Origin of the sequence: Shewanella polaris (assembly GCF_006385555.1) — a bacterium.
In the GTDB taxonomy this organism is placed as follows: Bacteria; Pseudomonadota; Gammaproteobacteria; order Enterobacterales; family Shewanellaceae; genus Shewanella; species Shewanella polaris.
Genome location: NZ_CP041036.1, coordinates 757,113 through 769,407, shown reverse-complemented (window position 1 = coordinate 769,407; position 12,295 = coordinate 757,113). Strand labels below are relative to the sequence as shown.

11 protein-coding genes are annotated in these 12,295 nt (G+C 42.1%); 2 read left to right on the top strand and 9 right to left on the bottom strand.

The window, feature by feature from the left end:
• Positions 1-114: 114 nt before the first annotated feature.
• Positions 115-786: a nitroreductase family protein gene (locus FH971_RS03295; protein WP_140233341.1), complete on the bottom strand. Its 672-nt coding sequence runs from the start codon at positions 784-786 to the stop codon at positions 115-117.
• Between the two features lie 199 nt (positions 787-985).
• Here FH971_RS03295 and FH971_RS03290 point away from each other — a divergent pair, with 199 nt between their 5' ends.
• Together FH971_RS03290 and FH971_RS03285 are read left to right on the top strand one after the other, a co-directional pair.
• Positions 986-1,666: a Rossmann-fold NAD(P)-binding domain-containing protein gene (locus FH971_RS03290; protein ID WP_137222925.1), complete on the top strand. Its 681-nt coding sequence runs from the start codon at positions 986-988 to the stop codon at positions 1,664-1,666.
• Between the two features lie 111 nt (positions 1,667-1,777).
• Complete coding sequence (locus FH971_RS03285) at positions 1,778-1,951, top strand: helix-turn-helix domain-containing protein (RefSeq protein WP_140233340.1); 174 nt, start codon at positions 1,778-1,780, stop codon at positions 1,949-1,951.
• Between the two features lie 126 nt (positions 1,952-2,077).
• Here the strand turns inward: FH971_RS03285 and nqrF are convergent, their stop codons facing one another.
• The 8 genes from nqrF to cydD form a co-directional block, all read right to left on the bottom strand.
• Positions 2,078-3,295 (bottom strand): NADH:ubiquinone reductase (Na(+)-transporting) subunit F, encoded by a 1,218-nt coding sequence (gene nqrF / locus FH971_RS03280; RefSeq protein ID WP_137222929.1) that lies wholly within the window; start codon positions 3,293-3,295, stop codon positions 2,078-2,080.
• Positions 3,296-3,319: 24 nt separating this feature from the next.
• A complete protein-coding gene (nqrE, locus tag FH971_RS03275; protein WP_137222931.1) occupies positions 3,320-3,928 on the bottom strand; it encodes an NADH:ubiquinone reductase (Na(+)-transporting) subunit E in 609 nt (202 codons plus the stop codon).
• Between the two features lie 9 nt (positions 3,929-3,937).
• Positions 3,938-4,558, bottom strand: a complete 621-nt coding sequence (locus FH971_RS03270) for an NADH:ubiquinone reductase (Na(+)-transporting) subunit D (RefSeq protein ID WP_137222933.1) — start codon at positions 4,556-4,558, stop codon at positions 3,938-3,940.
• Positions 4,559-5,326 (bottom strand): Na(+)-translocating NADH-quinone reductase subunit C, encoded by a 768-nt coding sequence (locus tag FH971_RS03265; protein ID WP_137222935.1) that lies wholly within the window; start codon positions 5,324-5,326, stop codon positions 4,559-4,561. It lies immediately after the preceding gene.
• The gene (locus FH971_RS03260) at positions 5,316-6,530 is read right to left on the bottom strand and encodes an NADH:ubiquinone reductase (Na(+)-transporting) subunit B (protein ID WP_140233338.1); all 1,215 of its coding nucleotides are present in this window, start codon (positions 6,528-6,530) and stop codon (positions 5,316-5,318) included. Before FH971_RS03260 ends, FH971_RS03265 begins: the two co-directional genes overlap by 11 nt.
• Positions 6,530-7,909 (bottom strand): Na(+)-translocating NADH-quinone reductase subunit A, encoded by a 1,380-nt coding sequence (locus FH971_RS03255; protein WP_137222938.1) that lies wholly within the window; start codon positions 7,907-7,909, stop codon positions 6,530-6,532. The genes FH971_RS03260 and FH971_RS03255 overlap by 1 nt, the downstream gene beginning before the upstream one ends.
• Before the next feature lie 622 nt (positions 7,910-8,531).
• A complete protein-coding gene (gene cydC / locus FH971_RS03245; RefSeq protein WP_140233337.1) occupies positions 8,532-10,268 on the bottom strand; it encodes a heme ABC transporter ATP-binding protein/permease CydC in 1,737 nt (578 codons plus the stop codon).
• A complete protein-coding gene (cydD, locus tag FH971_RS03240) occupies positions 10,268-12,058 on the bottom strand; it encodes a heme ABC transporter permease/ATP-binding protein CydD (RefSeq protein ID WP_140233335.1) in 1,791 nt (596 codons plus the stop codon). The genes cydC and cydD overlap by 1 nt, the downstream gene beginning before the upstream one ends.
• Positions 12,059-12,295 lie beyond the last annotated feature (237 nt).

The window sequence follows — 12,295 nt, the reverse complement described above, 5'->3', positions numbered from 1 at the left end:
TGCTAATACTTTGGGTATACCGACGCTCAATCACTGTTAGAATCGATAATGTAATCGAGTGACAATACTGACTAGCCGAACCACTAATTCATTAAACAGTCTCTGTTATAAACATCACATAAAATCACAAATTTCATTCAATGTTTTTTTGTCGATCGCATGTTGTGGAATAGTCGCATCATCAGCCGGATACCCAGCAATAATAAGCATATAGGGACGTTCATTATCATTGTCACGGCCACACACTTTACTTAAAAAGCTCATCGGTTTTGGGGTGTGAGTTAATGTACCAAGACCAGCATGATGCAATGCTTGGATTAAAAATCCAGTCGCAATTCCCACAGACTCGTGTACATAATAATTACTTTTCTGCTCTCCTGCTGCTTCGGTGCGCTTTTTACTGAACACCGCAATCAGCCAAGGTGCATGTTCTAAGTAGGGTTTATCGGCATTGGTGCCTAACGGTTTTAATGCATCTAGCCATTCTTCACCTGCACGACCAGCATAAAATGCTTGTTCTAACGCTTCTGCTTGCTGACGAATTTGCGCTTTTATCTGTGGGCTATTAATTGCCACAAAATGCCACGGCTGATGATTTGCGCCATTAGGTGCCGTGCCCGCAGCTAAAATACATTGTTCAATAATGGCTTGCGGCACTGCGCGATCAGAAAATGCTCTTATAGAATGACGCCGCTTAATCTCCTGGTAATGATCTTGTGCTCGTTTAAGCATTTCATCAGTTGAGTACTCAATAAAATCTGTCAGTGGTAAATGCGCTTGGGTCATCGTTCATCCTTATTGTTGTTCTTTTGATTGTGCTTATAATGACTGTTCTTATGATGGTTATGTTGATTCGGCACTCATTTATTGTCATAACCCTAACGCTAACAAACACACTAAAAAATGCTATTAAAATATTCTTATTGAAACCATTAGAGCGACAGATTAGAGTCTATGCGAGTCAGTTTAGCTTTCTAAGGATTATATGATTGCAATAATAATGGGTGCAACAGGATTAGTGGGCAACGCCTTACTGACTCGCATCATTGAAAGTGAGCAATATAGTAAGGTATTGGTTGTTGGCCGCTCAATACCTAAATTGGTTGAGCATCAATTCGGTGCTGAAAAAGTGCAATTTATTCCCTGCCAACTTAATGAGTTACATGAAGTCATATTGGCAGACAAAGTTGATCATGCATTTTGCTGTTTAGGCACCACCATCAAACAAGCTGGCAGTGAAGAAGCCTTTATTCAAGTCGATAAATTAGCGGTGCTAGCCTTTGCAAAACTGTGTCAAACACAAGCAAATCCGGCGCTTAAATTTATGGTAGTTACGGCATTGGGTGCAGATGCTAAATCAAAGGTATTTTATAATCGGATTAAAGGTGAAGTTGAACAAGGACTTAAGGCACTACCACTGCCAGTACTTAATGTTTTTCAGCCGAGCTTATTATTAGGACCAAGGGATCATAGCCGTTTTATGGAAGATATTGGTCAAACTATTTTGGGTGGATTAGCATTTTTATTTATCGGGCCACTGCGTCAATACCAGCCAATTGATGCACAAATAGTTGCAGAATCTATGTATCAAGTTGCCTTGAAACCTCAAGTAGCTCCTACCTGCCAAATAATCACCAATGGCATGATGCACAGCTGTCATTATTAATAATACTACTCTCGACAATAGCGCAGCTTTATGACAAGTTAATACACCACAGTTGTTCAATACTAACGACATAAGACGAGTCAAAGTAACCATAACGCAAGGAGAATAGGAATGAGTGATAATAACGATTTAACTTTTAATGAAGTCTGTGAAATACTCGACAAAAGCCCTACGACGATTAAGCGTTATGCTCGCGAAAATTTGCTGTTCACGGAACAAAACGGTGAAGTGCTTAGCTTTAACAAAGCTGAAGTGATGCGTTATTTAGCATGTTCTGATCGTTAATATATAGTTGAACTTATCGGCTAAAAAAATCCCCAAATAGTCAATGACGGTATGGGGATTTTTTTGTCCACTTAATTTATCTTCTTTAGCAACCTATAGTTCTGCAAAGGACGAATGTGCAAAGGATTAGTCACCAAAGTCATCTAATAAGATATTTTCAGACTCCACCCCTAAACCTTCCAACATCGCGATAACTGACGCATTCATAATTGGAGGTCCACACATATAAAACTCACAATCTTCTGGTGCTTTATGCTGTTTTAAGTAGTTTTCATACAACACGTTATGAATAAAACCAGTATAACCTGTCCAGTTATCTTCAGGTAAAGGATCAGACAAAGCGACATGCCAAACAAAGTTGTCATTGTCAGCGGCTAGTTGATCAAAGTCTTGTTGATAAAAGACTTCCCGAGTTGAACGAGCACCATACCAAAAGCTCATTTTACGTTTGGTTTTGACACTTTTTAGCTGGTTAAATATATGCGATCGCATCGGTGCCATACCCGCACCACCACCAACAAACACCATTTCAGCATCGGTTTCTTTGACAAAAAACTCACCAAATGGCCCTGAAATAGTTACCTGATCACCCGCTTTTAAATTAAAAATATATGACGACATTTTTCCTGGTGGCAAACCTGCTTTAGGCGGCGTCGCAATACGCACGTTTAGCATAATAGTACCCTTTTCATCAGGGTAGTTTGCCATTGAATAAGCTCGTAATACGTCTTCATCAACGGTAGACACTAAATCAAATAAGCCATATCGAACCCAGTCACCACGATACTCTTCAGGAATATCAAAATCGGCATAACGCACTTCATGAGCAGGTGCTTCAATTTGAATATAACCACCGGCTTTAAACAATACGTCTTCGCCATCAGGGAGCTTTAACAGTAACTCCTTAATAAAGGTCGCCTGGTTATTGTTTGAAATGACTTCACATTGCCATTTTTTAACCCCAAAGATTTCTTCGTCAATCTCAAGTTCCATGTTGTTTCGCACGGTAACTTGGCATGCCAAACGACAACCTTCTTTAGCTTCTTTTTTCGTAATATGATCCAGTTCAGTCGGCAAAATATCACCACCGCCAGCCTTCACTTTCACTCGACATTGACCACAAGTGCCACCGCCGCCACACGCAGACGGAATAAAAATATGTTGCCCAGACAAAGCACCTAATAACTTATCACCGGCAGGGGTTTGCACTGTTTTACTGGCATCATCATTAATGCTAATAGTGACATCATCTGTGTTCACTAACTTTCGTTTGGCGACTAAAATCACCATCACTAGCAAACTTACCACTATGGTAAACATGCCAATACCTATTGCCATTTCCATTAAATAACCCTTTTCTTTAATGCGTTATAACGTAATGCCCGCAAATGACATAAAGCCCAGAGCCATTAAGCCGGTGGTAATAAATGTGATCCCAATGCCCTGCAATCCGTCTGGAATAGCATGAAACTTCATTCGTTCACGAAGTCCTGCAAGTAACACAATGGCCATCGCCCAACCCACAGCAGAGCCCGACGCAAATACCACTGACTCAGTAAAGTTATAGTCACGGTTGGCCATAAAAATAACCCCAGCAAAAATAGCGCAGTTTACCGTTAATAATGGTAAAAAGATCCCTAATGACTGGTATAAGGCCGGAATATAACGATCTAAAAACATCTCCAAGATTTGCACTAACGCAGCAATCACCCCAATAAAAGTAATCAGCTGTAAGTAACTTAAATTAAGTTCAGCAAAACCCGCCCAAGCCAATGCGCCTGGGGCTAAAATATTGACGTAGATAACTTGATTTAATGGCACTGCCAGCACCATCACAACAATCACGGCAACACCTAAACCAAATGCTGTAGAGACCTTTTTCGACACGGCTAAAAAAGTGCACATACCTAAGAAAAATGACAGCGCCATATTGTCGATAAACGCCGCTTGGATAAATAAATTAATATAATGTTCCATGCTGTTTCCTTATCCGCGCTTGCGTTGAATGATTTTAATAACCCAAATCATCACACCAATTAAAAAGAACGCGCTGGGTGGCAAAGTGAACATCTCATTCGCCAAATACCAGCCGCCATTTTCAACGGTGGTCAATATGTCATGGCCAAACAAACTGCCACGACCCAGTAGTTCACGAATAAACGCTACACCCATTAGAATTAAGCCATACCCCATAGCGTTGCCTAAGGCATCAACCACGGCCAAATGCGGAGGGTTTTTCATCGCAAAAGCTTCTGCTCGGCCCATAATGATGCAGTTAGTGATGATCAAACTGACAAATACAGATAACTGTTTCGACAGTTCATACGCCACATCTTGCAACACCATATCGACAATAATCACCAACGAGGCGATCACCGTCATCTGCGCAATAATCCGTACACTATTAGGGATAAAGTTACGAATACTTGAAATGATTAAATTAGAGAAAACCAATACAAATGTCACCGCAAGTGTCATCACCAATGCGGTTTGCATGGAGTTACTGACCGCTAATGCCGAACACACACCTAATACCTGTATTGCCACAGGGTTATTAGCCATAATTGGCGATGTTAGGATCTCACGAGTTGAAATAGCACGACTCATTTACTTACCCTCCGCAGCTAACGTGTGTAGATAGGTTTGGTATCCTTCTACACCAAACCAAAACTCGACTAAGCGCTGAATACCAACACCAGAACGAGTCGCGCCACTCACACCATCAACACCGTGAATGTCGCCGTCTTTGGCGCCGCCTTTAATCACTTTAATGGCGATTTTACCTTGGTCATCAAATAATTTTTTACCTTGCCACTTCGCTAACCATTGTGGATCAGTAATAAAGTCTGCAATACCTGGCGTTTCACCATGTTCATAAAACACAATATTTTCGATTGTATTTAAGTCAGGTTTGATTGCCATATAACCATAAATAATCGACCACAAGCCTTTGCCATATATAGGCATCACAATGCTGGCAAGTTGACCATTAGTGTCATACACCTCAAATATGCGAATGTCGGTCGCCATGGTTTTAATTTTGGCGATGTCCTTTTTCGGTTTAGTAGAGGTTTCAGGGTTAATCGATGCCATGCGCTCATCAAAATCAAGTAAATTGGCTTTTTCGGTCACCTTGCCTGTCGCTAAGTTAACCATCTTAGGTTTCACTCGTTGGGCAAATAACTCGCTAAAGTCACCTTGACTGATGTCGATGTCCGCAGCCTTCAATACAAACTGTTGTACTTCTTCGCGCTTTTTAGCCAGCTTACGTTCTTTTAAAATCTCCACGGTACCGGTGATCATAAACGAACAAACCAAGCTCAAAACAATAATAAACACCATTGTTCCGGCGACTGAATCTTTCTTAAAGGCCATGACGTTTTAGTCTCCGTTTGATATTAGCTTGAGCGACTAGGTAGTCGAACAACGGTGCCCATAGATTAGTAAACAAAATGGCTAGCATAATGCCCTCTGGCATTTTGGCATTCAGTAAACGAATAATAATGGTCATAAACCCAATCATAAATCCGAATGCGAACTTAGCCTTATGGGTGTACGATGCGGTAACCGGATCAGTAGCCATAAACATCATTCCCAGCGCAAAACCACCGGTGACTAAGTGCCATGTCCACGGCATCGCCGACATTGGATTTCTGCTTGAACCGAAGTAATTAAATAGCAGCACGGTAATGATCATCCCCAGCATCACACCTGCAACCACACGCCAATCTGCAACACGGGTAAGCAGTAAAATACCGCCACCAATAAGAATGGCTAAAGTACTGGTTTCCCCTACTGCACCGGGGGTAAAGCCTAGAAAGGCATTCCACCAGCTTGTATCTGTAAATACACTAAACCAACTCGTATCGACGAAGCTTAATTTTTTGGCTACGGTAAGCGTTAGCGTGGTCGCGCCAGAAAAGCCATCTACAGCAACAAATTGGCCTAATGACACCACCTCGGTTGGATAAGCAAAATAAATAAATGCATAACCAGCCAGTGCAGGGTTTAAAAAGTTATACCCCATGCCGCCAAACATCTCTTTTGCCACTACCACTCCAAAACTGATGCCTAATGCCACAATCCATAAAGGTGTCGAAATTGGTAAAATTAACGAAAACAGTAATGCAGTAATAAAGAAGCCTTCATGCAACTCTTGGCGACGCACTTTAGCGAATACCACTTCCCACACTAAACTCACCACTAATGCGGTTAAGTAAAATGGCACATAAAAACTGGCACCATAGGCAAATAAACTCATCAAGCCAGCACTTTCAGTGAGGGGCCCAAACAGTAAGTTATATATTGCTAATTGCCACGTTTCAGGCTGTGTCGCCCCTGCCATAATGGCAATTTGAGCCTGAAGCCCTATGTTATACATACCAAATAACATTGCAGGGAATAAGCACATACCCACAATGTGCATGGTACGTTTTACATCAATCGCATCGCGAATATGCACATGGCCTTTAGTGCTACGGCCGTTGGCAATCCACAAAGACCGAAGATAACTTCGCATTGAATTACCATGGGCGTAGTAACTGTCTTCAGTGCTTGGTTTTTTATGTTGCAGACTCATTAACCTTCCCTCTCGATAATATCTAAGCAAGCACGTAACTCTTTACCAAAGTCATATTTTCCAGGACAAACAAACGTACATAAGGCTAAATCTTCTTCATCCAGCTCTAATGCCCCAAGTAGCTGCGCTTCATCGGTATCACGTACCACTAAATCACGCACTAATAAAATCGGCAAAATATCCAATGGCATCACCCGAGTAAGTTGGCCGAATGCCATCATGGCGCGCGACGAGCCACCAGCATGAGTGGTAAAATCAAATAATTTTTTGGTGCGACTAAAGCCTGACATCATGATGCCAGTTAACGAGAATTTACTGCTGTCGTGGCGAACCCAAGGCAATAATTCATGGCGATCATTTTCGGTCAGTACGCTGATTTGATTATGGAACCGGCCTAAATAGTCATAAACGCCTGTGGCTGTATGACCAGATAATAATGAACCCGAAACGATACGAGATTGTTGCTGATTAATTTCATCTGTAACCCACTCACTAAGCTTTGCACCTAATTGAGTACGCACTAGTCGTGGTTTTAACACATTAGGGCCGGCTAATGAAACGAAGCGGTCTGTATACAGTTCACCACTTAAAAACAGTTTGCCAAAGGCTATGACGTCCTGATAACCCACATGCCATACCTGACGTTCAATACTCACGGGCAATAAAAAGTGAATATGGGTGCCAACGAGTCCGGCAGGATGAACGCCATTAAAGCGCTGAACGCTCACTTGCGATAAGTCATATTCGCTATCGGTATCAGCGACTAACGATGCACCGTCGTCTTGGCATAGAAACACCTTTCCTTCGGTTAAAAAAGTTAATGCTAATAATCCAGCCTCAAAAGCTTGTGGCTGAGAGGCAATAATGATGCGTGGATCGGGTGCTAGTGGATTAGTATCAATGGCAGTCACGAATATGCCAGCGGGACTGGCATCTAACTGGGGCACTCGTGAAAAAGGACGCGTACGCAACGCGGTCCATAAACCACTGCGTACCAAACTGTCTTTAACAATTTGAGTTGATAGCCCATGAATATCCGCAGGCTCAAACAGTATCTCTGGTTCTTGCTTGGTATCACAATCAATCACTACCGACTGTAATACCCGACGATCACCGCGATTAATTGCAGCAACAATTCCACTTGCTGGTGCGGTAAATAACACACCAGGTGTTTTCTTGTCTTCAAATAGCACTTGGCCTTTAGCGACACGATCACCAACCTCTACCATCATAGTGGGTTTTAGACCTACATACTCTTCGCCAATTAGCGCCACTTGAGTCGTTTTTGGCGCGCCATCTATTTGCTGCAGAGGCTTCCCCGCAATCGGGATATCAAGTCCACGCTTTATGGTTATCACTGGATTTGAAACACCAACCATCACATTCACCATCTAAAAAAATTCGATGACTAATGTTATATGTTTGCAACTACTAATATAGTAATAACGATCACAATATTTGAGAGAAATGTAACTTTTCAACAATTTCGAATACTAAATATGTGAATTGGGTCAATTTATTGCGATTTAAGCGCGGGCCTGATGTAATTAAGTATCCAAAAGGCCGTTACATTGCGACGTTATTACCATTATTTATCGATAAACATCAAAACAGTTACCATCATTTGTATTAACAATTCATTTACGTACGGCCATTGCGCCATCGCTAATATATTAATGGCTTATATTAGGGCCTGTTGATCTTTCAAGGTTGTTTTTGCAGCGAATTGTTGGTCATTTGTACAAGGCAGAGACTTTGTGGTGTAGTTATTCTACATAAAAAGTCGATAACGCAGTAAAAATGACCAACAAACGCTGTCCGAAGGGTTCGGCTAAAAACGTTTTACTCTTTGTTGAGTCACTCTTCGTTAAGTAAAAGTAGCTTAGATTGCTAGGCAGCAATCCGCTCGCCTCGATTAAAACGTTTTTATCTCGAACAAAATTTAACCTGCAAAGATCAACAGACCCTAGTAGCTTATATTTATATCGTAAGCTAAACGTATTAATTAGCACGTAGTGTTAACTGTCCTTGTTGAAATAAGTAAACGGAATCCATTTGCTCTAACGCGGTCAAACGATGACTGATCATTAACAAGGTTCTGTGTTGGGCAAAATCGAGTAATACGTTGAGGATTTCTCGCTCGGTGCGTTTGTCCAGTCCTTCTGTTGGTTCATCCAATAGTAGTAAAGGCGCATCACGTAATAATGCCCGAGCGACACCGATTCTGCGCTGCTCACCACCAGATAATTGCCTACCGCCTTCACCAATCCAACTGTCTAATGGTTTATCGCCTTGCAGTAAGGTTTGCAGACCTACTTTTTGTAACACCTCGATAAAGCGTTGATCATGGGTTTTCTTAGCTTCACCTTGAAGATAAGGTAACGCCAAGGCTAAATTGTCACGTAACGTACCGGAAAACAAATAAATACGTTGACTAACCACTGTCATCGCGGCGCGGAGATTTGCATCGCTATAGTCACTTATCGGCTGACCATCAAGCATAATCGTTCCCTGCTGTGCCACCCAATCACGGGTAATCAGCCCCAATAAACTTGATTTACCACAACCTGTAGGCCCCAATATAGCCACCTTTTCACCCGCGTTAATCGTAAGGTCGAGGCCTTGTAATACTTGAGAATGACTTTGATAACCAAAGTGAACGCCACTTATTTGGAGCGCACCGTGGTTGGCTTGCAAGTGGCTATGAGGATTAAATACTACACTTGGTGTTTGCTCGGTGATTTCAGTCACCCGCCGCGCAGCAAGAACGGTACTCGATAAGTGCTGAAATGCTCCCGCTATCGGCATCATCATTTCAAGACTGGCCATAGTAGCAAATACCATTAATGCCATTAATGGCCCTGGAGGAGTCGCATCTCCTACGCCTTGGCCAGCTAAATACAACATAAACACTACCGCACTACCATTGACAACTATCAACAAGGCTTGGCTTAAGCCGGTAATATTCGCCATGGTGGTTTGCTGACTAAATAAACTGTGCTGTGCTTGTTCAAGTTTATCCAAATAGCGCTTATTAGCACCAAATAAACTCAGCTCTGCTTGTCCTTGAATAATATCAAGCAGCTCTACTCGATATTGCCTTTGCGCCTGCATTAACGCTTGCCCGGGGGCCTTTCCTAAGTAATAAAATACCAGCGGAAGGATAAGCCAAGCGGCTAATAACAGGCCACATAAACTCAATGCTAAATGGTGATCAAACCAACCAAGAAACACCAGTAACACCCCTATCATCATTAAGGATGCTGCCATGGGGGTCAGTAAACGTAAGTAGAGATGATCTAAGGTATCAATATCGGCCACTAAACGATTAAGCAAGTCGCCTCTTCGCAAACCTTGTAAGTTAGCTGCGCTTAGGGGTAACAACTTATTCCATGCCCAAATACGCAACTGGGTCAATAACTTAAAAGTGGCTTCGTGAGTGGCTAACCTTTCACCGTAGCGGCTCACGGTACGCACAATGGAGAAAAATCGAACCCCTCCTGCAGGAGTGAAATAGTTAAACGCTTGCGAGGTAATCACAGCTAAACCAGCGACCGCACTGGCAGATAAAAACCAACCCGATAATGACAGCAAACCAATACCTGTTAGTAAAGTGGTAAAGGTTAACAATAAACCCACTAACATCATCAACCATTGGCGACGAAACAAAGACACAAATGGACGTAAAACCTGTAACGAATTAGGAGTGTGTGATGAAGTATCAACTGGAAGTGACATTAGTATACCTCCTGTTGTTGGTTCTGTTGTTGATTGAGCAGTTGCGCTAATAATCCATCAGCTTGTTGTAAATCATTCACATGGCCTTGTTGTACTATCATCCCTTTGTCCATAACCAACACACCATTCATATTGTGTAAATCATCTAATTTATGGGTAATCGTTAATCCGCTTGTGGACTTCATTGCGCGGTGCAATGTAGCCAATACAGACTGTTCACTTTTTTCATCTAAGCTGGCTGTCGGCTCATCTAATAAAAATAATTTAGCAGGTTGTGCTAACGCACGAGCCAGCGCAAAACGCTGAGCTTGACCAACTGACACTCCTGTACTTTGATCGCTAATGATCAAGTCGAGTCCCTGTGGATGCTGCAATACAAAATCGCTAATGTTGGCCTGTTCAAGCAATGCCATAATGTACTCATCGGTTAATTGGGGATTGGCCAATGCGACATTTTCTCTCACCGTGCCATGAAACAATTGCGGGTCCTGGCCTAACCAAGCCAAATGTTGACGCCACTGTGCAACATCAACATGGGATAATTCATGGCCATTGACCAATAATGAACCCTGATAAGGCAAAAAACCCAACAGGGCATTAAGCAAACTGGTTTTCCCTGCACCACTTGGACCAACTATGGCCCAATGTTCACCCGCAGGTAAGGTAAATGAAATGGGCCCGACTAAGCGTTGGCCGTCTACACTAAATACTTCCAGCCCGATGGCTTGAATCATTATATTATCAGCGGAAAATTCAACATTCTTCGCTACAGGCTGGATATTGGCTGGTGTGTTGACTTGATAGTCAAGCAGTTCAACCAAAGACTCTGCAGCACCTATTGCTTGTGCCTTAGCATGATAATGGGTGCCTAAATCACGCAAAGGCTGATAAAACTCTGGCGATAAAATCAACACAAACATGCCGGTAAATAAACTTATTTTGACCCCATAATGACCAAAATCGAGATGACCTAAATAACTAAAGCCAAAGTACACTGCGACTACCGCTATCGATACAGCAGCAAAGAACTCTAATACCGCAGAACTCAAAAAGGCTAAACGCAATACCGACATGGTTCGCTCGCGAAAGTCTTCCGAAGCCAGTCCAATATTAACCAACTCAGCTTCGCCACGATTAAACAGTTTTAAGGTTTGTAGTCCTTTAATTCGATCCATAAAGTGGCCGCTTAAGCGCGACAATGCTTGCATATTTTTACGGTTGGCATCCGCAGCCCCCATGCCCACTAAAATCATAAATAAAGGAATTAATGGTGCTGTCATCAACAAAATTAACCCAGCGGCCCAATTGATTGGAAACACACAGACCAATATAAGCAACGGAATAAAACCAGCTAACATCATCTGCGGTAAGTATTTAGCATAAAAGTCATGTAAATCTTCAACCTGCTCAAATACCAAGGTTGCCCATGCACCAGCCGGTTTACCTTTAATAAATACCGGCCCGAGTGCGACTAATTTATTGAGTACAGCTTGACGAATGTCTTCACGTAAGCGTTTACCGGCCTCAAAACTTATCCGTTCACGCACTTGCGCTAATAAAGCTCGAATGATTAACAAACCAATAAGTGCATAAAACTCAATGCTTAATATTGCTGGTGCAAGATTGTCAATAATGACGCCCTGTAAAATCTGAGCAATAAAATAGGCCTGTCCCACAATGGCAATCCCATTGAGTACACCACATAAAACAGATAATTTGAGAAAAATACCACAAGAAGATTGTTGGCTTTTAAGCCATTTGGCTAATGACTTTTCTAACGACTTGTCCATGAAGCTCCAGCAGAGTTATCGATGACCACTTTAATGGGCTAGTATCGCAGTAGTGGCAGCGAGTTAACACCTAAAACAGTGTAAATGTTAACTGATTCACATTTTACTAATTAAGCCTTATTTAAAGAGTCCATTGAGTAAAAATATGTTTGTTGGTATTCAATGCCACTGTGATGATTTAACGGCCCGATGAAATTGATTATTTAAGCCGAGATTAAATACTAAGACACTAACCAC

What these genes read in the sequence shown, in the direction of transcription:
- FH971_RS03295 (WP_140233341.1), bottom strand. Translation starts at nt 786, where the DNA reads ATGACCCAAGCGCATTTACCACTGACAGATTTTATTGAGTACTCAACT.
- cydC (WP_140233337.1), bottom strand. Translation starts at nt 10,268, where the DNA reads ATGTCACTTCCAGTTGATACTTCATCACACACTCCTAATTCGTTACAG.
- FH971_RS03285 (WP_140233340.1), top strand. Translation starts at nt 1,778, where the DNA reads ATGAGTGATAATAACGATTTAACTTTTAATGAAGTCTGTGAAATACTC.
- FH971_RS03290 (WP_137222925.1), top strand. Translation starts at nt 986, where the DNA reads ATGATTGCAATAATAATGGGTGCAACAGGATTAGTGGGCAACGCCTTA.
- FH971_RS03255 (WP_137222938.1), bottom strand. Translation starts at nt 7,909, where the DNA reads ATGGTTGGTGTTTCAAATCCAGTGATAACCATAAAGCGTGGACTTGAT.
- cydD (WP_140233335.1), bottom strand. Translation starts at nt 12,058, where the DNA reads ATGGACAAGTCGTTAGAAAAGTCATTAGCCAAATGGCTTAAAAGCCAA.
- nqrF (WP_137222929.1), bottom strand. Translation starts at nt 3,295, where the DNA reads ATGGAAATGGCAATAGGTATTGGCATGTTTACCATAGTGGTAAGTTTG.
- FH971_RS03270 (WP_137222933.1), bottom strand. Translation starts at nt 4,558, where the DNA reads ATGAGTCGTGCTATTTCAACTCGTGAGATCCTAACATCGCCAATTATG.
- nqrE (WP_137222931.1), bottom strand. Translation starts at nt 3,928, where the DNA reads ATGGAACATTATATTAATTTATTTATCCAAGCGGCGTTTATCGACAAT.
- FH971_RS03265 (WP_137222935.1), bottom strand. Translation starts at nt 5,326, where the DNA reads ATGGCCTTTAAGAAAGATTCAGTCGCCGGAACAATGGTGTTTATTATT.
- FH971_RS03260 (WP_140233338.1), bottom strand. Translation starts at nt 6,530, where the DNA reads ATGAGTCTGCAACATAAAAAACCAAGCACTGAAGACAGTTACTACGCC.